At 35.8% G+C, this 25,708-nt stretch carries 22 protein-coding genes; 10 read left to right on the top strand and 12 right to left on the bottom strand.

Features of this window, described 5'->3' with window-relative positions:
* Nucleotides 1-10 precede the first annotated feature (10 nt).
* The 5 genes from P164_RS18270 to P164_RS18250 all read left to right on the top strand — a co-directional run bounded on the left by P164_RS18270 (nucleotide 11) and on the right by P164_RS18250 (nucleotide 5,513).
* Complete coding sequence (locus P164_RS18270) at nucleotides 11-439, top strand: hypothetical protein (RefSeq protein WP_028377759.1); 429 nt, start codon at nucleotides 11-13, stop codon at nucleotides 437-439.
* A 3-nt stretch (nucleotides 440-442) separates the two neighbouring features.
* Nucleotides 443-1,549, top strand: a complete 1,107-nt coding sequence (locus tag P164_RS18265; RefSeq protein ID WP_051621402.1) for a PAS domain-containing sensor histidine kinase — start codon at nucleotides 443-445, stop codon at nucleotides 1,547-1,549.
* Between the two features lie 162 nt (nucleotides 1,550-1,711).
* A complete protein-coding gene (locus P164_RS18260) occupies nucleotides 1,712-2,887 on the top strand; it encodes an MFS transporter (protein WP_035899993.1) in 1,176 nt (391 codons plus the stop codon).
* Between the two features lie 591 nt (nucleotides 2,888-3,478).
* Nucleotides 3,479-4,819: a hypothetical protein gene (locus P164_RS18255; protein ID WP_028377757.1), complete on the top strand. Its 1,341-nt coding sequence runs from the start codon at nucleotides 3,479-3,481 to the stop codon at nucleotides 4,817-4,819.
* Nucleotides 4,806-5,513 carry a hypothetical protein gene (locus P164_RS18250; protein WP_028377756.1) on the top strand — a complete coding sequence of 236 codons (708 nt, stop codon included), beginning with the start codon at nucleotides 4,806-4,808 and terminating at the stop codon, nucleotides 5,511-5,513. The genes P164_RS18255 and P164_RS18250 overlap by 14 nt, the downstream gene beginning before the upstream one ends.
* On the opposite strand, the gene P164_RS18245 is transcribed toward P164_RS18250, so the two are convergent.
* The 8 genes from P164_RS18245 to menA form a co-directional block, all read right to left on the bottom strand.
* Entirely contained in the window at nucleotides 5,510-6,829 is a 1,320-nt protein-coding gene (locus P164_RS18245) for a M24 family metallopeptidase (protein WP_028377755.1), read from the bottom strand. The genes P164_RS18250 and P164_RS18245 overlap by 4 nt on opposite strands.
* A gap of 76 nt (nucleotides 6,830-6,905) precedes the next feature.
* A complete protein-coding gene (locus P164_RS18240; RefSeq protein ID WP_028377754.1) occupies nucleotides 6,906-7,373 on the bottom strand; it encodes a hypothetical protein in 468 nt (155 codons plus the stop codon).
* Between the two features lie 37 nt (nucleotides 7,374-7,410).
* A complete protein-coding gene (locus tag P164_RS18235) occupies nucleotides 7,411-9,234 on the bottom strand; it encodes a vWA domain-containing protein (RefSeq protein WP_028377753.1) in 1,824 nt (607 codons plus the stop codon).
* Nucleotides 9,235-9,305: 71 nt separating this feature from the next.
* On the bottom strand, nucleotides 9,306-10,382 hold the full coding sequence (locus P164_RS18230; protein WP_035899992.1) for an AMP-binding protein: 1,077 nt from the start codon (nucleotides 10,380-10,382) through the stop codon (nucleotides 9,306-9,308).
* Between the two features lie 11 nt (nucleotides 10,383-10,393).
* Nucleotides 10,394-11,377 carry a CPBP family intramembrane glutamic endopeptidase gene (locus tag P164_RS18225; RefSeq protein ID WP_028377752.1) on the bottom strand — a complete coding sequence of 328 codons (984 nt, stop codon included), beginning with the start codon at nucleotides 11,375-11,377 and terminating at the stop codon, nucleotides 10,394-10,396.
* A gap of 3 nt (nucleotides 11,378-11,380) precedes the next feature.
* Entirely contained in the window at nucleotides 11,381-12,415 is a 1,035-nt protein-coding gene (locus tag P164_RS18220) for an o-succinylbenzoate synthase (RefSeq protein WP_028377751.1), read from the bottom strand.
* Between the two features lie 10 nt (nucleotides 12,416-12,425).
* Nucleotides 12,426-13,106, bottom strand: coding sequence for a metal-dependent hydrolase (locus tag P164_RS18215; RefSeq protein WP_028377750.1), 681 nt, complete (start codon nucleotides 13,104-13,106; stop codon nucleotides 12,426-12,428).
* Between the two features lie 82 nt (nucleotides 13,107-13,188).
* Complete coding sequence (gene menA / locus P164_RS18210) at nucleotides 13,189-14,091, bottom strand: 1,4-dihydroxy-2-naphthoate octaprenyltransferase (RefSeq protein WP_028377749.1); 903 nt, start codon at nucleotides 14,089-14,091, stop codon at nucleotides 13,189-13,191.
* Between the two features lie 159 nt (nucleotides 14,092-14,250).
* On the opposite strand from menA, the gene P164_RS18205 reads away from it, so the two are divergent.
* The 4 genes from P164_RS18205 to P164_RS18190 all read left to right on the top strand — a co-directional run bounded on the left by P164_RS18205 (nucleotide 14,251) and on the right by P164_RS18190 (nucleotide 18,510).
* A complete protein-coding gene (locus tag P164_RS18205; protein WP_028377748.1) occupies nucleotides 14,251-15,921 on the top strand; it encodes an alpha-amylase family glycosyl hydrolase in 1,671 nt (556 codons plus the stop codon).
* A 174-nt stretch (nucleotides 15,922-16,095) separates the two neighbouring features.
* A complete protein-coding gene (locus P164_RS18200; RefSeq protein ID WP_035899990.1) occupies nucleotides 16,096-16,587 on the top strand; it encodes a CIA30 family protein in 492 nt (163 codons plus the stop codon).
* Nucleotides 16,588-16,708: 121 nt separating this feature from the next.
* Complete coding sequence (locus tag P164_RS18195; RefSeq protein WP_028377746.1) at nucleotides 16,709-17,389, top strand: type 1 glutamine amidotransferase domain-containing protein; 681 nt, start codon at nucleotides 16,709-16,711, stop codon at nucleotides 17,387-17,389.
* Between the two features lie 533 nt (nucleotides 17,390-17,922).
* Complete coding sequence (locus P164_RS18190; protein ID WP_028377745.1) at nucleotides 17,923-18,510, top strand: hypothetical protein; 588 nt, start codon at nucleotides 17,923-17,925, stop codon at nucleotides 18,508-18,510.
* Between the two features lie 77 nt (nucleotides 18,511-18,587).
* Here the strand turns inward: P164_RS18190 and P164_RS18185 are convergent, their stop codons facing one another.
* On the bottom strand, nucleotides 18,588-19,526 hold the full coding sequence (locus P164_RS18185; protein ID WP_028377744.1) for an NAD(P)H-dependent flavin oxidoreductase: 939 nt from the start codon (nucleotides 19,524-19,526) through the stop codon (nucleotides 18,588-18,590).
* Nucleotides 19,527-19,536: 10 nt separating this feature from the next.
* Complete coding sequence (gene mnmA, locus P164_RS18180) at nucleotides 19,537-20,742, bottom strand: tRNA 2-thiouridine(34) synthase MnmA (protein ID WP_028377743.1); 1,206 nt, start codon at nucleotides 20,740-20,742, stop codon at nucleotides 19,537-19,539.
* Nucleotides 20,743-20,931: 189 nt separating this feature from the next.
* Here mnmA and P164_RS18175 point away from each other — a divergent pair, with 189 nt between their 5' ends.
* Nucleotides 20,932-21,945: a fasciclin domain-containing protein gene (locus tag P164_RS18175; RefSeq protein WP_035899988.1), complete on the top strand. Its 1,014-nt coding sequence runs from the start codon at nucleotides 20,932-20,934 to the stop codon at nucleotides 21,943-21,945.
* Between the two features lie 76 nt (nucleotides 21,946-22,021).
* On the opposite strand, the gene yidC is transcribed toward P164_RS18175, so the two are convergent.
* Both yidC and P164_RS18165 read right to left on the bottom strand, forming a co-directional pair.
* Nucleotides 22,022-23,887 (bottom strand): membrane protein insertase YidC, encoded by a 1,866-nt coding sequence (gene yidC, locus P164_RS18170; protein WP_028377741.1) that lies wholly within the window; start codon nucleotides 23,885-23,887, stop codon nucleotides 22,022-22,024.
* Nucleotides 23,888-23,992: 105 nt separating this feature from the next.
* Nucleotides 23,993-25,633, bottom strand: coding sequence for a CTP synthase (locus P164_RS18165; RefSeq protein ID WP_028377740.1), 1,641 nt, complete (start codon nucleotides 25,631-25,633; stop codon nucleotides 23,993-23,995).
* Nucleotides 25,634-25,708 lie beyond the last annotated feature (75 nt).

Below are 25,708 nucleotides of genomic sequence, written 5' to 3'. Positions count from 1 at the left end.
TTTCTAACTTATGAATACTAAGGTCTCTAAGCTTATTCTTACTGCAATTGTATTTTTAGTTACAGCGGCGCTATCTTATTATGCTGTTCACTATTTCTTTTTTAAAAAAGATAATGTATATAGTATATTAAAAAAAGAAGCTATTAAAATCAATAAGCAAACTCCCATTAAATTAGATGAAGAGACCACTTTAGATAGCGCTGTGGCTCGTGGTGAAAAAAGTTTTGATTACTATTACACACTTATATATAAAGCCGATTCTGTAAATAAAGATACCGTAGCTAAATATGTAAAACCTACAATAATAGCCCGTTTAAAAAGTAATCCTGAAATGGATTATTTTAGAGATAATGATGTAACCCTTTACTACCATTACTTAGGATATGATGGTTTGCCAGCGGCAACCTTAAAGATAACACCAGAACTTTATAAAAATTAGACTATGCTATCTAATGAGCACAATATAGCGTCTGAAATCTACAATCTAGATTTCTTTTTTGAGCTATCTCCAGATTTAATGTGCGTAGCGGGTTTTGACGGTTATTTTAAAAAGGTAAATCCGGCATTTATAAATACATTAGGCTATACTGAAACAGAGTTATTTTCTAAACCTATTTCAGAATTCATTTTTGAAGAAGATAGAGTTCTCACTAGAAATAAACGAAAAAACCTATTACAAAGCACTCTCTTAACTCAATTTGAAAATCGCTATGTTCATAAAAACGGAAGTACCGTATGGTTGAGTTGGTCTTCAATAGCCTTAAAAGAAGAACAAATAGTTTATGCAATTGCAAAAGATATAACCGCTAAGAAAAATATTGAAATTGAGCGTAATCACCTTTTGCAAAATTTAAATGAAAGTAATAAGGACCTTAAGTTTTTTAATTACTCAAGTTCTCACGATTTAAGATCACCGCTGAGTAACCTTATGGCTTTACATCAATTGTTAGAAACTACAAATATTGATAACCCCGAAGCTGCAGAATATATACGCTTACTTAAAATTGCTACCGAAAATCTCAATGAGGTCATTAACTCCTACATGAATAACTGGATCAAAAAAGACCGGTTAGCATTACAACTAAAAGAAGTTGATTTTGAAACTGTATTGAATGAAGCAAAAGCATCTATTCACCAACTCATACTACGAGATAACGTAAAGTTTAAAACGAATTTTGAGAAAGCTCCTTCAGTTGTTTTCTCTCCCAATTATCTTACGAGTGTTTTTCTAAATTTGATTACCAACTCTATCAAGTATTCAAAACCAAACCAAACTCCCGAAATACAAATTCATACAGAGCAAATGCGCGGTACTGTACAGCTTATCTATAAGGATAACGGTATAGGAATAGATATGGATAAAGCAGGAGATTCCATTTTTAAACTGCATCAGCGCTTTCACAACACGTCTCAAAAAGATAGCAATGGTATAGGCTTATATCTCGTTTATAATCATATTACAAGTCTGGGCGGAACAATAGAAGTAACGAGTACCCCTAATGCGGGTACAACATTTATAATAACTTTTAAGAAAACAACTTCTCACTAAATCTTAAAAAGATCATCTCCTTATAAGATTACTAATATTATATTCCCTCAATTCAATAACTAAATCGGTTAAGTAAACATTACAGTAGTACATCTATCTATCCTATCTTTGCGCGAAATTATCGTTTAAGCATATTTAAATGGTAATTCAAAACACTATTTTATGTTTAAGAAGAGTCTAATTGCCTTAGCTATAGGTGGTTTTGGAATAGGAATGACCGAGTTTGTGATGATGGGAATATTACCTGATGTCGCTAAAGATCTCAATATAAGTATACCGCAGGCGGGGCATTTTATCTCGGCTTATGCCTTGGGAGTAGTTATAGGTGCTCCCATTTTAGTGGCTATTGCAGGAAACTATTCACCTAAAAAAATACTATTAGCCTTGATGCTGGCATTTACCGCATTTAACGCTCTTTCTATATTTGCCACAAGTTACAACCTCATGTTTATATCTCGGTTACTTTCTGGCTTACCACATGGTGCCTTTTTTGGTGTAGGTGCTGTAGTAGCAAGTAGGTTAGTTCCTAAAGAAAAAGCTGCAAGCGCTGTGGCTATGATGTTTAGCGGTTTAACAGTGGCTAATATTATAGGTATTCCTTTAGGTACATATGTAGGACATAACATCTCCTGGAGGTACACTTTTATGATTGTCGTAGCAGTGGGTTTACTTACTCTTTTAGCAATTACATTCTGGTTACCAAAAATTGAAAAAAACAAACCTATCCCCATAAAAGATGCTCTTAAAATCTTTAAGCGTACCGAACTTTGGCTTATTCTGGGAATTACCGCAATAGGGACCGGTGGCTTCTTTGCCTGGTATAGTTATATCACTCCCCTACTTACTGAAGTAAGCGGGTTTGACAACAAGATGGTTATCTTCATTTTAATGCTAGCTGGTTTAGGTATGACGTTTGGAAATGTTTTAGGAGGAAAATTAGCAGATAAATTTTCGCCTATCAAAGCGACTGCAATACTTCTGGGAGCAATGACCATTTGTTTAATCACCATATCTTTTATAGCACCTATACAATGGATGATGCTTATCATGGTTTTTGTAACTGGAGCTTTTGCCTTTTCTACGGCTCCATCTATACAGATGTTAATGATAAAATCTGCTAAAGAGTCTGAAATGCTAGCCTCTTCTGTAAATCAGGCTGCTTTTAATGTTGCTAATGCGATTGGCGCATTTTTAGGCGGACTTCCTATAGCAGCAGGTTACGGCTATACTTCACCAGAACTAGTAGGTGCAGTTTTAGCATTTTGTGGTGTAGGCTTATCTATAAGCGTAATATATTACCGAAAAAGGCAACAGAAAAAACTCTTAAAAGGAGCTTAGTTATCTTCAGATTTAATAAATTATTACTTATCAATATTTTATAGTAAAGAGTTTTATTGTATAATTGAATTTTAAATAATTTAATCATACACTATCAGAGCAAATAACTACAAAAGGAATATATTATTTACATACATTCTATTAATACTTTCTTGTAATTCATGTTCCTATGAATTTGGCGAGGATTATTTTATAGAATTAGAACAAATAGAACCTTCAGCTACTTTTGATTTAAGTTTAACTTCAAATGAGGTTCTTAGAAAATCTAAAAATATTGAGTTTGTATTTAATTCTAATAATATTCATCGCCTCTTTGGGATTCAAATACTCGTTGATGGAAACCAAATACACTTTTCCAATGAACCTACAGGTACCTTTCTTCTAAACATAGACGAACTGCAAGGTGACCAACATAGTTTAAAAGTTATATTTCAATTTTCATCAGGTACGGGTAGTATTGCTGATGCAAATAACCTTGAAGTTTATCAAGCCGAACGAGAATATACATTTACGACAGATAAATCTTTACCAAAAAACATTACGCTTTCATCAATTGAAATAAATGATGGAAAACCGGTTTTAAAATGGGAGTTGTCTAAAGATGCTAATTTTGAAACAGGCTATTTAACTATTTATACGCACGGGTATTTTTCAGAAAAACTAGCTTTAACCCGGGAAGAAATAGAATCATTATCCTTTATAGATAAACAAACCACAACATTAGATTTTTCTTACACGATTACACTTTCTAATAATTACGGAGAGACTACCAGTAATACCCTAGGCAAAACATTACCACCCCCTAAAATTTCTGTTGATATAATCAATGAGAACAGTTACCAGTTTACATATACCCAACACCCACTATATGGGAACTTTGATGAACTAAGCTTTAATATTAATAGTAGGTTTGATGATAAATTCAACAAAAATGGCGGATCTTTTATTGTAAATGAATCACTTATTTTTGGACAAAAAAATTACATTCAAATCTCATTATACAAGAACGATTCTGATGCCTGGATTGATAATTTAGAAGTAAAATATTTCCTTGGTAAGGAGATGTCTTTAAAGCAAATAAACAGTATTACATTTGATAAAGTATCTAATGCATACTATGCACTTCAATTAATAGGAGATAGTTATTACAATGCTTCATTAGACCTCATCATCTATAAATTAGATCCCGAAGATTTTTCAATTATTAGCTCAAATAAATTAAAAACCGTAAGAAATACTACTGGCGATTTAATTGTTCAGAAAAATCAATTAGTAGTTAGTACAAACTCAGAGATACTATTTGTTGATTTAAACAATTTAACAATTACTGAAACTTTAAAAATTCCGGTTTCTGAAACTATATACCAAGGTTATAGATCATATTACCGCAATGGCACAATTATAAGGTATCTAAGCCGGGGATTAATTGAAATATATGATGCTGAAAACAGCACACTTATAAAGAGCTTTACAACAGATTATCGCTTCTTTTTTTCTGATGATGGTAAAAACTTCATCAATGGAGACAAACTATATAGTTTAATAAATCAAAAAGTAGAATTTGTTGAATCTTTAAATAACGGGGCTCAGCTGCATTATGTCGATTTTATACCTGAAAGAAATGAAGTTATTTATGGTGATTTCTATTCAGACAAACGATCAATTGTTTACAACGTAGATAGCGGTACTAGAAGTTATTTCGACCTCGCCACAGAAATAAGCTATATTAATTACGACTCAGGTAGTAATAAAGTATATGTGCATCAAAACGATAACTCGCAAGACTACCCTGAAAAAATAATTGTCTATGATTTTAACACTTCAACAAAAAAATCACTCAACTGCGCTGAAACGCATCACGGAAGATCATTTGAGTTTATAAACGATGTAATAATTTCAAATAACGGTATTTATCTAGATGGCTATTTTTAAAAAGATATACAAGATAATCTCCTATATAGTTGTATTGGGGTGCAGTCAACACGCATACTTACAGGAAAGTAAGCTATTTTTAGATATTGACTACAATACATTTAGCCATTCAAAGTTAAAACAGTTTCAAGAGGAATTTGTACAGGATTTAGAACCCGTTAATGTTAAAACTGTAGATAACTTCCCCGCAAATGTAGGATTTACGTTAGGCTATGAATTTGTGAATATAAAAACTGCGATTTATTTTAGCTATAACACTACAGGAGGAAAGATTTCATACGGTGATTACTCTGGACAAATACGAATTTTACAACCTGTAACAGGTTATTCTATTGGTGGGATTTACCATATTGATTTAATTAAAGAATCTCCTAGTAAATTAAAACTAGGTTTAAAATCTATAAATACATTCTCATTCTTTGAGATTGACAACTATTCAAAATTTAATAATACGACAACCGAAGAATCTTATAAATTCTCTTCAAGAGATATTGGTTTAGGAAGTTTTTTACTCTTTGAACAACCAGTTTCAATATTTAGTTTGAGAATTAAAGCAGGTTATGACTATGTGTTTGGCGGTAAGCTTATTTTTTCTGAAAATAAGGAAGCCTATTTAGAAAACAATAGAGGTTCTGCTGTTCGAACAAATTGGTCAGGTATTAGAACGGGATTAGGTATAGCCTACACGTTTTAATCTATCAATATTAACTCTTGCTGGCGCTTATTAACATAGCTAAAGCCTTTAGAAGTCCATAAACCGGCTTCTTCAAGCATTATTCGTATGTCTTTATTCCATTCTGGTAAATTTACTGTTGTATTTAATTCTATTGCATAAACTGTATTGGGAAACAGTTTGTAAACACCAGACCCTTCAACACCGTCCTGTGCATCCCACATACCTATTGTGGTACCTGCAGAGTGGCCGTATAAACCTAGCGGATGGGTGTAAATTGAAGGTATTAAACCTGCTGCTTTCGCCTCGGTAAGAGATTCCTTTAGGATTGTATTTCCGGTTTTCCCGGTTTCAAATTTTGAAGTAAGAATGTCTTGAAGTTGGTTTCCTTTAGCAAATGCATCTACTAAAAACTGAGGAGCTGTCATTTCCCCGTCCTTTAAAATATAGGCATGCTGCTGGCAATCTGTATTGAGACGTAAATAAGATATACCAAAATCACAGTGAATTAAATCACCGGGTAAAATTACCTGTGCCTCATTATGGTTTGTGAAAGCAGTAAGGTGACTTTCTAACTTTTCATTTGCCCGCTGTATATCTACTGTAGGGTGAAACCAGGTCTCCAGCCCTAAATCTGTAACTTTTTGTCTTAAAAACCAGACTACATCTTCTGTCGTGGTTTTTCCCGGCTTTATAAAGCTACTACTAAATGCTTCTCTAATGATATTGTGCGTGATGCCTACAAGCTCTTGAAAAAGTTGAAGTTCTAACGGACTTCTCGTTTCTACCCAGCCTACAGCTAATGGTTCTGCCGATACTACTTTAGATTTATACGTTTCTGGTAAAACATTCATAAATGCCTCGTAATCTGTTTTTACAAGACCATCTGCAATACCATAATCATTAGAATAATTAAGCGCTATTTTATTAGGATTACGCTCTTCTATGATTTTAATTAAGGCTTTCCACTGGTCTGGCTCCTGCTCCTTATCCCAGGCAGATGTTATACTATCACCTATATTGTATCTGGCAACGGCAAGTTTCTCTAGCTTATTTTTAGACTCATTCCAATAAAACACTAAAATCGTGCGTCTGCGTGCATTTAGCCAAGTAGCCGGCAACATCGTTCGCATTACAGGATCTTCATTATATTCTCTTGAAATGAGCACCCACATGTCTATACCGGTGCGGTACATAAGATTAGGCAGTACATTTTCAAAACGATCGGCAAGTATTCTATCTACTAAAACAGCGCGGTCGCGCTCTGGTAAAATTTGCGACTGAGCAGTATTGTAAAAACAAAATAAAGAAATGGAGAAGAGTATTAAATAACGCATAAAAAAGAATAAAATTGATAGTCGAAAATACGCATTAACCCCCAATAAAAAAAGGTGCTCAAGGCACCTTTTAAAACTAATTCTCTCTGTTTTTCTTTCGCTTACGCACTGCGGAGGATGTAAAATCCATGGTGATAAATTTTTCTATTTCTTCTTCAGAAAGAATAGACTTCAAGTTGGTTTTAAATTCAGTTTGCATACGTTCAAAATCTTTGCGCATGGTTTCTGCATCTTTAGTTTTGTCTTTTTGAAGCCCCATTACATTGTCAAAATGCGTTTCTAGATACGTACGCAATACTTCAGTCTCAAAAGGATCTAACTCAAACTCTGTTACATATTCATCTATGCGCTCATCAACAAGTTCTGCTGAAGTTTTAGGCTCTTCTTTAGGCCCCTGTTGTGTAGCACCCGCTCCCATCATACTACTTCCCATACGACTGCGGCCGTAACCATTACCACCATACCCACCACCGTAACCATACTGTGCTGATGCATCATAAACTCCCATTAAAACCACTGTAGCAATGAAAAAAATATATTTCATAATTCTTAATTTGTGTTACAAAGGAATAAAAATAATATTAATTAGCGGCCTTAACCAGCCTTATAAATTCTGCTCTAAATCCTTCCTTGTCTTTTCCGCGACCACGTTCAGCAAGACTCAGTGTCATAGACTTAGACGCATCACCTTTAAATGGTGAGTCTCTTAGTTGCATACCGAATAGCGCCAAACTTGCTATAAAATTAAAATCTTCTGAAGCGTTACTTATATTCATCGAGTCTGATTTAACAATCTGTTGAATGAGCTTACTCACATCACTATTAGGCTCTTTATATCTAATTTTAACCGTCACTAACTCATTAGATTTATTTGTAGTACTAGTTGTTGTCGTATTTGTATACTTTAATTCGTCTACAGCCTTTAAAAATAGAGAATCTTTACCTACCGGTAAAATTTCGTAAAGCGCAGTAACGGTATGCCCACTTCCTATTTCGCCTGCATCTTTAGTGTCATCATTAAAATCTTCATCATTTAACAAGCGGTTTTCGTAGCCTATAAGACGATACCCTTTTACCAAAGCTGGATTAAATTCTACCTGTATTTTAACGTCTTTTGCTATGGTATATAAAGTACCACCAAACTCGGTACCCAATACTTTCCGGGCTTCCTGCATCGTATCTATATAGGCATAATTACCATTGCCTTTATCTGCCAGTGTTTCTAGTTTTGAATCTTTATAATTACCCATCCCAAAACCTAATGCCGTGAGAAAGATACCCGAAGCTCTTTTTTCTTCGATTAAATCTTCCATCTCGCGATCACTACTTAGACCTACATTAAAATCCCCGTCTGTCGCTAATATAATGCGGTTATTTCCGCCATCTATAAAGTGTTTTTCAGCTAAAGAATACGCAAGCTTAAGACCCGCGCCACCTGCTGTGCTTCCGCCTGCTTCAAGCTTATCTAGGGCATTTAAAATTTCTGTTTTATTAGACCCGTTTGTAGGTTCTAATACCGTGCCTGCTGCACCGGCATAAACAACAATAGCCACTTTATCCTGTTCCCTTAGTTGATTTACCAGTATTTTAAACGCTGCTTTTAAAAGGGGTAATTTATTAGGATTATTCATAGACCCGGATACATCTAAAAGAAAAACAAGATTCGAACTTGGTAAATCACCTAACGGAATTTCTTTTCCCTTAATTCCTATTTTAATCAATTGGGTAACACTATTCCAGGGAGTGTTAGCAACCTCAGCATTCATCATAAAAGGATCTGCGTTTTTAGGTTGCTCATAGTCATAGTTAAAATAATTGATCATTTCTTCAATACGCACAGCATCTGCCGGGATATCCTGACCATTATTAATCATTCTACGTATGTTACTATAGGCGGCACGATCTACATCTATTGAAAATGTAGAAAGCGGACTCGTACTTACATGCTTAAATTGATTTTCGTCTATTCTGGCGTAGCTTTCGGAATTATTTTGATGGTTGTAAATACCATGAGCAGGAGCGATTTTTGAGTGAAAGCCTTGCGAGTAACTTATAAAAGCAATTTCTTCTACAGGTTCATTCTCACGTACAATAACTTTCTCTAAAGCCTCAGAAGATTCTAAAACGACATTTAAAAATTGGGTGTTTTTAACTGTTATAGTTTTCGTAGTATACCCAATAAACTTAAAAGTCAGGACATCACCTATCTGTGTTTTAATGGTAAAATTTCCATTAAAATCTGTGATACTTTTGTGACCACCTATCTTACTTAAGACACGAACACCGGCAAGTGGTTGACCTTCGCCTGTTACCTGACCAGATAACATAATTTTATTTTGTGCTGAAACTTCAAGACTTGCTCCTGTTATAAAAAGGAGCATAATTAAGAGTGTAATTTTTTTCATCAGAGGTGAGCTTTAGAATTTGATAAATGAAATATCAAGTTCCCTGCCAAGAATCTGATTCAACCCTTAATTTAAATTTTGTATTCTGGTTTTAAGCCCGTTATAATTTCACTACGCTTGATTTTTCCATTAGGAGTACGTGCAAATTTAGGAACACAGTATAACTCTTTAGGAACCTCATACTTTTCTAAAACTTCAAAATTGAGTTTTGAAGCATCAAAACTGTCACATTCCATAATAAGAATTAAACGCTCTCCCAGCTTATCATCAGGGATACCCGCGACAAGAAAATTTACATCTATCTGAAGCGTAAGTTTTTTCTCAATACTCTCTGGATACAATTTAATACCACCACTGTTTACAACATTGTCTATGCGACCTAGCCAGTGAAATTTTTTATAGGAGACGAGATCAACCAAATCGTTTGTAACAATAGGATCTGTTGTAACCTTAGGCGCTTTTATAATGAGGCAACCGCGGTCATCCTGGCTTACGGTAACTTTATTTAACGTTTTAAAAGGAGGCTCTGCATCTTTGGCTTTTTTAGAATTGACCCTACGCACTGCTATATGTGTAATGGTTTCTGTCATCCCGTAAGTCTCATAGATTTTTGCGGGACTGTCTTTTACTAAGTTTTTAAGCGTTTCAGAAAATACCCCACCACCTATTATAAGCTTGCTTAATAAATGTAAACGTGCAATACTGTTATCAAGCTGAAATGGCGTCATCGCAGAAAAATCGTAACGCTTAAAAACCTGATCAAGCGGATTAGATTTAGGAGGAACCACATCTAATTTCCAACCTAAAATAACTGCACGTACAAACATCATTTTACCGGCAATGAACCGGGTAGGCAAACAATGCAAAGCAGAAGTACCTGCGTCTAACTTAAACTGTTTACCGGTGGCTTTTGCACTATTAATCATGTGCTTTTTAAGAAGCTTTATGCTTTTAGGAACACCTGTAGATCCCGAGGTATTTACAAATACATAATCTTTATCATTAAGCCAGTCAAGAATAAATGAAGCAAGCTCCTGCTCATACAATTCGCCACTGTCAATTAAATCTGCAGCGAGTACTTTTAAACCTGCTGCCTTTAGCGGCTTACCGTTGAGTTTAAATTCAGGATGTACTTCATATTTAGACATCGTAAGCTGTTTTAATCTGCTACAAAATGGTCTTCTAATTTAGGACTTTCCGGTTCATTTACAGCTCCAAATAGCTTTTCTTTCCATCCGGTCCATTTGTATTTATAGGCTAATATTCCTAAAAAGATAGGATAAATTATAAATACCGGTAGTACATCAACAATTCCTGCTGTAGGATCTGAAATATCCTTGAAAATTGAATCGGTCTGAAAGGCAGTCCAATCTGCGGTTACTAATAGAGCAGTTATAAGATTGTTTGCTGCGTGGTATCCCAAGGCAAGCTCCATGCCTTCATCCATCAAAGTCATAATACCTAGAATAAGACCGGTACCAAAATAAAAGACCATTACGATATCTCCCATCGCACTTATCTCAGGGTTGAAATAATGCAAGCCACCAAATATAAAAGAAGTCATAAGCAGCGGAAACCATCTGTTTTTAGCCAGTACTCCAAAACCCTGCATTAAATAGCCTCTAAAAACTAATTCTTCTACACTTGTTTGTATGGGCACAAAAAGAATTGCAATAACCGCCAGTATTAAAAATGGTACAAGATTAAAGGAAACTAACAGTTCTTCAGGAGCATAAAAATAGCTGATTAGTGTCGCCGTGACGGTATAGATCGCAATCATACCAAAAGCAAACCAAACTCTTCCCCAATCAAATTTTGCTCGTGTAGTAACCAGATCTTTGAGCTTTTGCTGATGTAAAAATTTAATAACAAACAATAATCCGCCAAGGGCGAAAACAAAAGAGATAAGTATAAGAAAGAAAGTAAGGTTCTTATCGAGAACGCCCATTATTGCATTTTGATCTAGATTTTCCATAGAACTTTGCAGCTCTTCAGGATTGTCCATATTAGAAACCCCCAACTTAAATAATACTGCAATTGTAAGCGGTAATTGCCCTATCACTGATGCAAAAATAACAAGTACAGAACCTAAGAGGTACCTCCAGAAATTATGCAGCGACTTGTAAGCTAATTCTATAAACATAAATTAAAATTGAAAGCTCCAGCTTTGATGTTGAGAATACCACAACTGCCCTTGCTTTATTTCTAACGGGGAAGATACATTATTTGTGTATAAACCGCCAGTACCTAAGCCTTGAGGAATTGTTGTACTTTTTGAAAATGTATATTGTGCAATTGCATTTAAACCTATATTACTTTCTAAAGCTGATGTAATCCACCAGCCTATGCCTTGCTCCTCTGCAAGCTGAATCCAGGTATCGCAACCTCTAAAACCTCCTACAAGACTGGGTTTTAAAATAATGTATTGCGGTTTAATTTGTTGAAGTAATTCTTTTTGACGCTTATAGCCAAACACACCTATCAATTCTTCATCAAGAGCAATAGGCAGCGGTGTTTTCTCACACAATATTGCCATCTCTTTTACTTGGTGTTGTTTTATAGGCTGTTCTATGGAGTGAAGCTCTAAAGCTGCAAGCCGTTCTAATTTTTGTAATGCTTCGGTAGGTTTAAAAGCCCCGTTCGCATCAACTCTCAGAGTTATTTGTTCTGCGGAAAACTGCTCTCTTATTCCTTCTAAAAGTTTTATTTCGGCATCAAAATCAATAGCCCCAATTTTCATTTTTATACAATCAAAACCGGAAGCTAGTTTTTCGGCTATTTGATCCTGCATAAACTGAGGCGTCCCCATCCAGATGAGTCCGTTGATTGCTATCGCATCTTTACCTTGCGTAAATGCAGAAGGAAAAAGCTCAAAAGTGTTTGCAGCATTAAATGATTGAAAAGCCATCTCAACTCCAAACTGTATGCTAGGAAAATCTACTAATCTGTCGTAAAGGGTTTGCTCGCCCAGATGAATATTTTCACAAGCCCACTTTAGGTTTTCTTCATAATCAGGACGGTCGTCTATACTTAAACCACGCAGAATACCACACTCACCAATTCCTATCTTTTGTTCTTCTTCAATTTTTATAAACCAGGTTTCCTTTTGATTAAGAACGCCCCGAGATGTTCCACTGGGGCGTTTAAAGTCTAGAATATATTTTTTATATGTTGCTTTCAAAAATGGCTTATTATAATTCTATTGATTCTCCTATTTTAAGTAATGTAAGTTTCTTTTCTACAGAACTAAATGCTTTTTTGGCGCCATCGTGATCAATTTCTATAAAACCGAACGTATCGTAGTGACAACCTATAATATTATTACATTCTATAAAATCACTTGCACGTACTGCATCGCCTATTCCCATTGTAAAATTATCTCCAATAGGTAAAATAGCCACATCAAGATCAAACTCTAACGGAATCAACTTCATATCCATCGTTAGCGCGGTATCGCCGGCCATATAGATAGTCTTACCATCTATACTAAAAACAAAACCACCGGGTTGACCGCCGTAACTTCCATCTGGGAAGGAGCTGGTGTGTATTGCATTTACATATTTAGCTTTACCAAATGAAAATTCCCAACTACCGCCGTGGTTCATGGGGTGTGTTTTCAAATCTTTTGCAGCATAATGATTTGCAATCTCATAATTGCTTACAATCGTTGCGCCAGATTGTTTCGCTATAGCTTCAGCATCTAAGGTGTGATCTTGATGTGCATGCGTTAAGAATATAAAATCTGGATTTAAATCTTTAATATCAATTTTGTCCTTTGCGAGGTCGTTTCCGGTTATAAAAGGATCTGTAAGAAGTGTTGCTTTTTCAGTTTCAAAACCAAAGCAATTTTGGCCGTAATAGGTGATTTTCATAGTATTTTCAATTTCATTTTTCTATCTCTGAAATTTACGAAAACACGCATACCACACTAGCTCCTTACCTTATAAGGTTCTGTTAAAATAGAAAACCCAGTGTAAAAAGTATCGAAAAGAAAAATGTCGCCAGGGCAACTTTTTTAAGTTGAGGATCTAAAAGCGCCGGGCTGTGATTTTCTTTAACGACCTTAATGTGTTTTGCTAACGGAATAAAAACCACAAATGCTATAGCAGAATATTTAAACGTATTTGTGAGTTGAAAGAAAATTAGAGTCGCTAAAAAAGCACCGCCTATTAAACTATAATGATAAATTTTTGCCTTTTTCTCGCCTAAAATAACCGCAAGCGTATTCTTATTTACGCGTGAGTCTGACAGGCGATCACGCATATTATTAAGATTAAGAACCGCCATACTTAGAAAGCCTATTGTTAAAGCAGGTAAAAAAACTACCCTACGTAATTCTAAGGTGTACATATAATAAGTACCTACGACTGCAACCAATCCAAAAAATATAAAGACAAAAAAATCACCTAACCCTCTATAACCATAAGCCCCACGCCCTACAGTATATTTAACTGCAGCAAGTATGGCAGACAGACCTAATAGAAAGAAGATTAAAGATTGTACAAACTTATCAGAGCCAAAAGCTGTGTAAATAAGCGCCAGACTTAATAAACTGGTTAATACTGCTGTAAAAACAATACCTCTTTTGAGTTGATTAGCAGTCAATAAACCACTTTGCATAGCACGAGCAGGACCTATACGTTCATGATTGTCTGTGCCTTTTACACCATCACCATAATCATTAGCAAAGTTTGAAAGAATTTGAAAACCCAGAGTTGCCAGTAAAGCCAGGATAAAAATGCTCCATCTAAAAGCCCCTGTATTATAAGCCAGTGCGCTACCTACAAGTATCCCTGAAACAGATAAGGGCAGCGTACGCAACCGTGCGGCAGAAATCCAAGCTTTAACTCGTGTCATAGATTTTATAATTTAATCGCAAAAGTAGACTTATCTAGCGGTATTTAAAAATAGCTCTACAAGTTGTAGGAAATCACAGGATACTTTTAAAATCAATATCGAAAGCGTTATAGTTAACGCTTTAATTCCTATTTTTCGGTTTTAAAAATTGATTGAAAAATGAAACACACACTACTCTACTTCTTTTTAGGTTGTTCTCTTCTAAGTTGTAAATCAAAAACAGAAAATACAGCAGAAATTTCTGAAACCATAGTAACAGAAGCTAAAAAACCTTTTGCCTGGGAAGCTGCCAATGTTTACTTTCTGCTTACAGATCGTTTCAATAATGGCAACACAAATAACGATATCAATTTTGGACGCGATAAAGAAACGGCTGTTTTACGTGGATTTAAAGGTGGTGATATTGCAGGTATTACGCAAAAGATTGAAGATGGCTATTTTACAAACTTAGGTATTAATGCAATTTGGTTTACTCCGGTTGTTGAGCAAGTACATGGTGCAGTTGATGAAGGTACAGGCGTAACCTATGGGTATCATGGGTATTGGACTAAAGACTGGACTGCTCTTGATCCTAACTTTGGTACTTATGAAGAATTACAAAAGCTTGTTACTACAGCGCATCAAAATGGAATACGCATCGTGATGGATGTTGTACTTAACCACACAGGACCAGTTACTGATACTGATGTTTTTTGGGGTGAAGATTGGGCACGGCAACAACCCCAGTGTACCTATGATGGCTATGACGCTACAACTCTATGTACGCTGGTAGCAAACCTACCCGATATAAAAACCGAAAGCGAAAAAGAAGTTGAATTACCTGCTTTTTTAATAGAAAAATGGAAAAAAGAAGGGCGTTACGATGCAGAATTAGAAGAGTTAAACTCGTTTTTTGCAACTAGTGAGCTTGCTAAAACTCCGCGGAATTACATTATAAAATGGCTTACAGATTACATTCGTGATTTAGGCATAGACGCTTTTAGGGTAGATACTGTAAAGCATGTTGATGAGGCAGCGTGGTCTGTTATGAGAACACAGGCAGACCTGGCATTTGCCAGCTGGAAAAACACAAATCCTGATTTAGTCTTAGACGATAATGCATTTTTTATGTTAGGAGAAGTCTATAATTATAACATTGGCGGTGGTAGAGATTATGATTTTGGAGATCAGAAAGTAGATTATTTTGCTCACGGTTTTGACAACCTAATCAATTTTCAATTTAAGTATGATGCCACGGGAGATTATGAGCAGATGTTCTCCAGCTATGACTCTATACTACACACTGCTTTAAAGAGTAAAAGTGTACTTAATTATGCGACGTCGCACGACGACGGTCAACCTTTTGATAAAGACCGAAGTAAAGCCTACGAAACCGGAACTAAATTATTACTTACACCCGGTTTGTCACAGGTTTATTACGGTGATGAGATTGCCCGCAATCTAACGATTCCCGGTGCAGACGGTGATGCTACATTACGTGGAATGATGCCGTGGTCACAACTAGATTCTACCGAAACTAAAGCCATCCTAAATCACTGGCAAAAACTGGGAACTTTTAGAAGAGATCATCTTTCTGTAGGTGCCGGGCGCCATAAAATGCTTCAGGAAAAGCCGTACGTGTTTTCAAGAACTTATTCTAAAAATGAAATCAATGATGCAGTTGTTGTAGGCTTAGATTTACCAGAAGGTGAAAAAGAAATTCCGGTTACTCCTGTTTTCAAAGATGGTGAGACTATTACAGATAGATATTCCGGGAATACTGCTACAGTTAAAAATGGTAAAATATACTTAAACACCGCATTTACAATTGTATTACTTGAAAAGATTTAAAATGTCTATAGTATTGACTTTAGGCTATCACCTTTATTGAGCGATTTACTTTAAATATTTATTCAAAACTGATCTGAATACGGTGGCTATAACACGATTTAGATCAGATTTTTTTTTATGAATTAAGACCTAACTCCCATGAAATGGTTCGTCATTATACTAATAATTCAACTTATGAACACCACGCTATTCAATTTTAAAAAAGATGCAGACATTAGTAAATGGCAAGTAGTTGACGACGTTGTAATGGGAGGTAGATCGTCGGGTACATTTAAACTCAATGAGGATGGCTATGGAGAATTTTCAGGGCATATATCTTTAGAAAATAATGGTGGCTTTTCATCCCTGCAATACCCGTTTTCTACTATTTCTGTAAATCCTAAACAGGTTATTGAACTCTATTTAAAAGGTGATGGTAAAGATTATCAGTTTAGAGTAAAAGACAAAATCTCAAATTCACACTCTTATGTATATCCCTTTAAAACAACCGGAGATTGGGAAGTTATACGTATTCAACTAAGTCAAATGACTCCACAATTTAGAGGTCGCAAATTACAGATGAAAGCGTTTGATCAAAATCAGATAGAGCAACTTACTTTTTTAATAGGAAATAAAAAACAAGAAGATTTTAAACTTGAGCTCGATAAAATTGTTTTAGTACATTAATATCAACTTTTATTTAACACACCCTCTTAGCATAGATCAATTTTTTTAAAGAGTTGCGCCAGTACCTTTGTTTCAAATAATTATAAACTAGCGGCACGTGCTGCAATTAAAATATAAGATTATGAAAAAGGTATTATTTGTACTTACAAGTCACGATAAATTAGGAGATACGGGAGAGAAAACAGGATTCTGGATTGAAGAATTTGCTGCTCCTTATTATACGCTTCACGATAAGGGTATTGAAATTACAATTGCTTCTCCTAAAGGTGGTCAACCACCTATAGATCCTAAAAGTTCTGCTGAGGATGCACAAACAGAAGCTACTAAACGTTTTAACGCAGATGAAGCTTTACAAGCTAAATTAGCGACTACAACAAAATTGTCTGAAGTTGATCAAGATGGTTTTGATGCGATTTTCTACCCGGGTGGACACGGTCCATTATGGGATTTAGCAGAAGATAAAGATTCTATTGCTTTAATTGAATCATTTTATGCTAACAATAAACCCGTAAGTGCTGTATGTCACGCTCCAGCTGTTTTTAAACATACTAAAAGTGCAGACGGAAATTCTTTAGTAAAAGGTAAAAAAGTTACCGGATTTACTAATACTGAAGAAGAAGCTGTGCAACTTACAGATGTAGTACCATTTTTAGTAGAAGATATGCTTAAAGAAAACGGTGGTATTTATTCAAAAGGTGATGACTGGGGAGTTTATACTCAAGAAGACGGTCTTTTAATTACAGGGCAAAACCCTGCTTCTTCAGAAAAAGTTGCTGAAATTTTACTAGAGCGTTTAGCATAGTAATTTAAAATAAGTTTTCGCCTTAATAAATTACAACTCTCCCTAAAGTTGTGAAAATTAAAAGCTAAAACGTAATTAACGGATTGAATTAAGTTTCAATCCGTTTTTTTTATAGAAGATTATTACAAACTGTATTAACAGTATAGTACAGGATAGAAATCTGTAGTGTAATTACTATTATTAAATAAGCTTATAATTAAATATCAAACGATCAATTGAGATTGAATTTCTAATTACAAGTTTGTTTAAAATAATTGATTTAGCCATCAATAGAAAAGGTGCCTTAAAAGGCACCTTTTCTATTTTTAAGCAAGATTAATTCACGTGGAATAAAACTTTAACGCATTCAAAAATTATCACGATTTAAAAATTTATGCTGTTAATTTTCAGCACTTTATATTATTAATTTATCTAAATTTTTTGATTTTATTATTAACACTGCTTAACATTTACAGTAGGTTTTTTAATAAATCATAGGCAAAGTAGCGTACAAAATACTGCTAGTTTAGCTCAACAATTAAAAATCAAATAAGATGAAACGATTATTTTTATATACAACAACGGCAATCTTAGGACTTTCTTTAGCAGCTTGTAATACTGATATTAAAAAGAATGATGTAGCTGCAAATGCGCAGACTAAAGTTGAATTAGAAAAACCAGTTCCTCCGGCTGTAGTTATTCCTGAAGGATACGAACTTTACAAAAGTGGTACTTTAAACAAAGAATGGAAACTTTCTATGATTTACCCTGAGAAAGCTTCAGTAGATGTGGTAGGTAACCAGGTAATGGTTAAGTATTCTGGTGAAGACAATTCTTTTTACGGTGGTTTAACAGATGGTTTTAATATGACCGTAAGCATCATTAACAATGAAGACGCTCAAAAATACGTACAAAATACCACTCCTGAACTTATAGGTAATTATGAAATGATTAAATATAAAGCTCCTAATAGTTTAGGGATGCAAGTAGATCATTATCTTGTTAAAATTAATACCGAAGACGATGCTAACAACACATATGTAGATGTGGCATTAGCTGTAAAAGGAAAGGATAGCAAAGAATACAATACCATGATTCTTGATATTCTTGAAACTATGCAGTGGGAAAAAGCTGCTGCATAGATTTAATATCTAATTAAACAAAGCAAAAAATCCGCTCTTAATGTAAGAGCGGATTTTTTATGAAAACTCATTTTGATCTATAACAATGCCAACTCCGTTTTAGCACGATCAAAATCAGTCATTAATTCTTCTATGATTTTAGCGGCAGGTTTGATACTATGTATTAGTCCTGCAATTTGACCTATCTCTAATTCGCCTTCTTCCAAATCTCCTTCAAACATACCTTTCTTAGCGCGTGCTCTCCCTAAGAGCTCAACAAGTTGTTCTTTAGATGGGGCTGTGGCATATAGAGCTTTTACATCATCGTAAAATTTATTTTTAAGTAAGCGTACAGGTGCAAGCTCTTTTAAAGTCAACTCTGTATCTCCTTCCTTTGCTGCTATAACCTTATTTTTAAAGTTAATGTGACTACTTGCTTCAGGTGTAGCAACAAACCTGCTTCCTATTTGTACAGCATCTGCTCCTAGAACCATAGCTGCGAGCATTCCTCTTCCTGTAGCAATACCACCTGCGGCAATTAAAGGTACTGTCAATTGTTCTTTTACCATAGGTATAAGGGTAAATGTAGTAGTCTCTTCGCGACCATTATGACCACCGGCTTCAAATCCTTCAGCAACCACCGCATCTACTCCTGCTTCTTCGGCTTTTAGTGCAAACTTTACGCTACTCACTACGTGCACCACAGTGATCCCATTTTCTTTTAAGTGAGAAGTCCACGTTTTAGGATTACCTGCACTTGTAAATACAATTTTGACTTCTTCTTCAATAATGATTTGCATCAGTTTATCTATATCAGGATACAGAAGAGGCACATTAACGGCAAATGGTTGTGATGTCGCTTTTTTACACTTTATAAGATGTTCTTTTAAAATTTCAGGATACATAGAACCTGCACCTATAATCCCTAATCCTCCTGCATTACTTACAGCACTGGCAAGTTTCCAGCCACTGGCCCAGATCATCCCGGCTTGAATTATGGGATATTGTATACCGAAAAGTGATGTGATTCTATTCAAACTAAGCTATTTATGAAATTACTCCAGACCCTAAACATTCGTTACCATTATACCAGGCTACAAATTGACCCTCGCTTATTGCTGCCTGTGGCTCATCAAACGATACGTAAAGACCAACTTCTGTTTTGTGTAGCCAGGCTTTAACCAAAGGCTGGCGGTATCTTATACGCGCTTCTACCTCGCGTGTTTCTCCTATTTGTAACTCAAGATCTTCACGTATGTAATGAATTTCACTTTCCTGAACATACAGAGCAGAACGCAATAAGCCGGGATGATCTTTACCCTGGCCGGTATAAATAACGTTTTCCTCAACATCAGTATCAATAACAAACAAAGGTTCAGGAGTTCCGCCAACGGCGAGACCTTTACGTTGCCCTTTTGTAAAATAATGAGCTCCCTGATGCTTACCTACAATTCTACCGTCTGTTACTCTATATTTTGGTTTCTGAGCTAATGCAGCTACATCGGTTATAGCAACAGCAACGCTACTTCTATTTTCTGATTGTAAAATGTCTATTTTTTCCTGTGCCTTTTCTGAAGTGATTTCTACAATAACACCCTCTTTTGGCTTTAATTGTTGTTGTAAAAAGTCTGGCAAACGTACTTTACCTATGAAGCAAAGTCCTTGAGAATCTTTTTTATCTGCAGTCACCAGATTTTCGGCCTTAGCAATTTTACGCACCTCGCTTTTTTGTAAATGACCTATAGGAAACAAGGTTTTGGCAAGTTGATCCTGTGATAACTGACATAGAAAATAAGATTGATCTTTGTTGTCATCTGCTCCTGCCAGCAATTGATATATCGGTTTACCATCAACCTCAACTTCACCTTTCTGACAATAATGACCGGTCGCGACAAAATCTGCACCTAGCTCCAGTGCTATTTTCATAAAAACATCAAATTTGATTTCGCGATTACACAGTACATCGGGGTTGGGCGTGCGTCCCATCTCGTATTCCCTAAACATATAATCAACGATTCGATCTTTATATTCTACGCTTAAATCTACAGTCTGAAAGGGAATTCCCAATTTCTCTGCTACAAGCATCGCATCATTACTATCATCAAGCCAGGGGCAGTCATCTGATATTGTAACAGAGTCGTCGTGCCAATTCTTCATAAACAGGCCAATAACATTATACCCGGCCTCCTTCAATAAATAGGCTGAAACACTACTATCTACTCCTCCACTAAGACCTACAACAACGGTTTTCATATTCTTCTATTTGTGTTCTTTTGAGTCGCTAAACCCAATGCAAAATTACGAAACATTAAAGGATACAGAACGGTTTTTCAATTCTCAGAAAATAGTTAAAACTATTTTTGTTTAATATTTTTAACTTTTAGTTAAACAATTTTTAATGATGCTGCTCCTAAATTTGAGGACTAATAAAAAAAACATACTATGAAATCATTTAACAGAATTCTCCAAGTACTTGCTATAACGGTACTTACAACAAGTTTAATTTCGTGTAGCGACGACGACGACAACGGGGTGATGCCTTCAGAAACGAATACGATTGCGGATATTGTTTCTAACAGTGATGATTTTGACATCCTACTTGCAGCAGCAGTAAAAGCTGATCTTGTAGGTACATTATCTACTACAGCAAACACAGATTTAACTGTATTTGCTCCTACAGATGCAGCATTTATTTCCTATTTAGGTGCGACAGACGAAACTGCCGCAATTAGTACTGTAAATTCATTATCAAGTGATGTGGTTGCTAATTTATTACTGAATCACGTATTGGGAACTTCAGTCACTGCTTCTGAAATTACAGCGGGTTATGTAAAAGCTTTATCTACAAATGCAGATGGTGACAACCTCGATTTATATGTAGGTGTAGCTAGTGGAACCGTTACTATTAATGGAATCTCAGATGTTACTACACCAGATGTAGCAGCAGATAACGGTGTGATACACGTTGTTGACGCAGTTATACCTGAAGCTACAATTGCTACTTTTGCTAGTGCAGATCCTAACTTCTCCACCTTATTAGCGGCAGTTGTTCAGGAAGATTTAGCTGCGACATTATCTGGAGCGGGAACCTTTACAGTGTTTGCTCCTACTAATGACGCCTTTCAGGCATTAATTGATGCAGACCCTAATGATGGCATCACAAGCGCTGCAGATATCCTGGCTCTAGGGGATTCTGATGCTACCACAACAAGTGCACTTGACAACATTTTAAGACACCATGTATTAGGTGCTACGGTACGTGCTGAAGATTTGAGCACCACTGCTCCTACACCTGCTACTCCATTATTTGCTGGTGGTGGTTTAAGTATAGATGCAACTGTAACACCTCCTTCTATTACAGATGGTTCTGGTACTAAATACGACATTGTGGTTACTAATGTTACCGGTACAAACGGTGTCATTCACGCGATAACCGGTGTTCTAATGCCTGAATAATTTAGCTGAAATTAAATGCAATAAAAAACCCTTCAAGTTTTACTTGAAGGGTTTTTACTTTTATACGGTATTACTATTATTTCTTTTTCTGTTGTGCTTCAGCCTGCTCCATCATTTCAGAAAATTTCTTAGTGAAACGATTTTGTTTTTTCGGCTTTGCCTTTGCTGTAGCAATTTTTGCGTGAATCTTGTTTTCATCTAAGATGAAATTTTTGATTACCAGCATAATTCCTATGGTAATTAAGTTTGAAATAAAGTAGTATAAACTCAATCCACTAGCGTAGTTGTTGAAGAAAAACAACATCATTAATGGCGACAAGTACATCAGGAATTTCATATTAGGCATTCCCGGTTGCTGCGCTTGCTGCATACTTTGACCCGTAGTCATCGTCATATATATAAAGATAGCAATAGAAGCTAATATGGGGAATAAACTCACGTGATCTCCGTAAAACGGAATTGAAAACGGAAGATCTGCAATTTTATCATAGCTTGATAAATCATCTGCCCATAAAAAGCTTTCGTGTCTTAATGCAAATGCTGAAGGGAAAAACGTAAACAACGCATAGAATACAGGAATTTGCAACAATCCAGGAATACAACCACTTAATGGGCTGGCACCTGCCTTGCTATAAATTTTCATCGTTTCCTGTTGCTTTTTCATAGCATTATCAGCATACTTCTCATTGATCTCATTGATCTCAGGGCGTAAAACTTTCATCTTAGCCTGTGAGAGGTATTGCTTGTACTGTACAGGAGACAACAATAATTTAATAGAAATCGTTAATAATATAATGGCGATTCCTGCGGGGAAGTAAGCGATTAAGAAATTAAAAAATGGAATAATTAAGTACTTGTTGATTACACCAAAAATACCCCAACCCAATGGCATTGCCTCATCTATATCGCGGTCGTAATTATTTAAAATCTCATAATCTGTAGGACCGTAATAAAAATCCATTGCATAATTAAGCTCCCCATTTACAGGAGTTAATAGCATTTCTGCCGCATATTTCTTTGTGTAAATAGTATCTACTTCCTCGTCTTCAACAAGATTTTGAGATTTAAAGGTAACCTGCTCAAACGGCTGGTCTGTTAATAAGATAGAACTAAAGAAATGTTGTCTAAAGTTTAACCAGTCTACATCTGTCTCTATAGCGTCATCTTCTCCTGACTGACTTAGTTTATCGTGATCACCTTCTTCATATTCGTACGTTAAACGTGTGTAACGATTCTCATAACTAATACTTTTAGCATGACGATATCCTTTAAGTTCCCAGTCTAGATTTATTGGCTGCGAAGTATTTATCACACTTTGAAGACCTACCGTTTTTATACCGAAACCCATCATATAATCATCTGGTTTCAACGTGTAGCGGTATTCTAAATATTCATTTGCAGCAACTTTCAGTTTCATAGAAAGAACCTGATTTTCTCCTTCCTTACTTAGCGAAGGCTCAAAATACATATTCTCGCTATTTAAAGTTCTGTTATCTGTAGTAGCGAAGTTTAAATTAAACCTACTGTTCCCGTCTTTAATTAAATAAACAGGTAGCGAATCGTAGCTTTTAAATTGCTTTAGTCGTGCTTCAGTTATAAAACCTCCTTTATTACTTATTTTGAGTGCTAAAACCTCATTCTCAAATTCGGTAACATTATCTGTAGCAGAAGGCAGACTTGCAGAGTATGCAAAGTTCCCCAGCGTTGCCTTATAACGCTCCATAGATAAAGAATCATTTTGAGGAGCTCCTTGTGCTACATCTGTATTTTGAGTAGCAGCAGGAGTTACGGCTTTTTTCTCTGCATCAATTTGTTCTTGTTTGGCTTTTTCTGCTGCCAGCTCTTCTGGTGAAGGCTGGTTTTGCCAAAGCATAAATAGTAAAATAGCTCCTATTAAAAGGAACCCTATCATTGACTGTTTGTCAAATTTCTTTTCTTCCATAATTGTGCGGCAACGTGCCGTATTACTAATTTTTAATCAACTTGCGTAGAATTATCGTGCTGGTGAAATCTACAAACGGCTTTAAGGCAATAACAATCCCACAGATTAGTTATGTGACACATTGTCTGTACTTTTTGACTGACTGTATTTTACAGCCGCCTGTACATAAGCTACAAATAAAGGATGTGGGTTAGCTACTGTACTTTTATATTCGGGATGATATTGTACTCCTACAAACCAGGGATGGTCTTCAATTTCTACAATTTCTACAAGACCGGTTTTAGGATTAGTACCTGTAACTTTTAAACCTGCTTTTTCTAACTGATCTCTGTATTCATCATTAAACTCATAACGGTGACGGTGACGCTCTGTAATTAGATTTTTACCGTAAACACCAGACACTATACTATCTTTTACAAGCTCACAATCCCAGGCTCCCAATCGCATGGTACCGCCCATATGTTTAAGATCTTTTTGATCTTCCATCAAGCTAATTACAGGTGTCGTTGTATTTGGCTGCATCTCTATAGAATTTGCATCTTTAAGACCGGCAACATTCCGAGAGAATTCAATCACTGCCATTTGCATACCTAAACAGATTCCTAAAAACGGAATTTTATGTTCGCGGGCATATTGTACCGCTTTAATTTTTCCTTCTATACCACGCTCCCCAAAACCAGGCGCAACTAACAAGCCATCTAATTTTGAAATCTTAGTATCTATTACATCCTGAGAAATAAATTCGGAATGTATAGGCTCAACCTTTACACGCACTTCATTCTCTGCTCCTGCGTGAATAAACGCTTCTAAAATAGACTTATAAGAATCCTGAAGCTCTACGTATTTACCTATAAGCCCAATTCTAACTTCGGCTTTTGGGTTTTTATGTCTGCGTAAAAACTCATTCCAGCGAGTTAAAACCGGCTCATTATCTGCAGAAAGATTCAATTTTGAAAGTGTAATGGTATCTAAGCCTTCTTCAAGCATCATATTAGGCACATCATAAATGGTAGATGCATCTATAGATTGAATCACCGCTTCTTTGCGCACATTACAGAATAATGCGAGTTTTTCACGTAAATCATCGCTCAATTCGTGTTCGGTTCTACACACCAGAATATCTGCTTTGATACCGCTTTCCATCAATGTTTTAACAGAATGCTGCGTAGGTTTTGTTTTCAATTCTCCTGCTGCAGAAAGATATGGAACGAGGGTTAGATGTATTACTAAAGCATTCTCATCGCCCAGTTCCCATTTTAACTGGCGCACCGCTTCAATGTAAGGCAATGACTCAATATCACCTACGGTACCACCTATTTCAGTAAGAACAATATCATAATCACCGGTATTACCCAGAGTCTTAATACGCTCTTTTATTTCGTTTGTAATATGAGGAACAACCTGTACAGTTTTACCAAGAAATTCTCCACGACGTTCTTTCTCAATAACACTTTGATAAATACGCCCGGTAGTAACGTTGTTAGCCTGTGACGTATTTACGTTAAGAAAACGCTCGTAATGCCCAAGGTCAAGGTCTGTTTCTGCACCGTCATCGGTTACGTAACATTCCCCGTGTTCATAAGGGTTTAACGTACCCGGATCAACATTTATATATGGATCTAATTTTTGAATTGTAACGCGGTAACCACGTGCCTGAAGCAACTTTGCTAAGGAAGCCGCTATAATACCTTTACCTAATGAAGAAGAAACCCCGCCCGTGACGAAGATGTACTTAGTATCTGCCATCTATATCTTGATTATTTTATGCTCACTTTAACACTATGAGCACATCTACGGGATGCAAAGGTAGGTATTTAATGG

It is taken from the genome of Leeuwenhoekiella sp. MAR_2009_132 (genome assembly GCF_000687915.1).
In the GTDB taxonomy this organism is placed as follows: Bacteria; Bacteroidota; Bacteroidia; order Flavobacteriales; family Flavobacteriaceae; genus Leeuwenhoekiella.
Note: the sequence above shows the minus strand (reverse complement) of the source record. Positions and strands in the feature narration are given on the sequence as shown.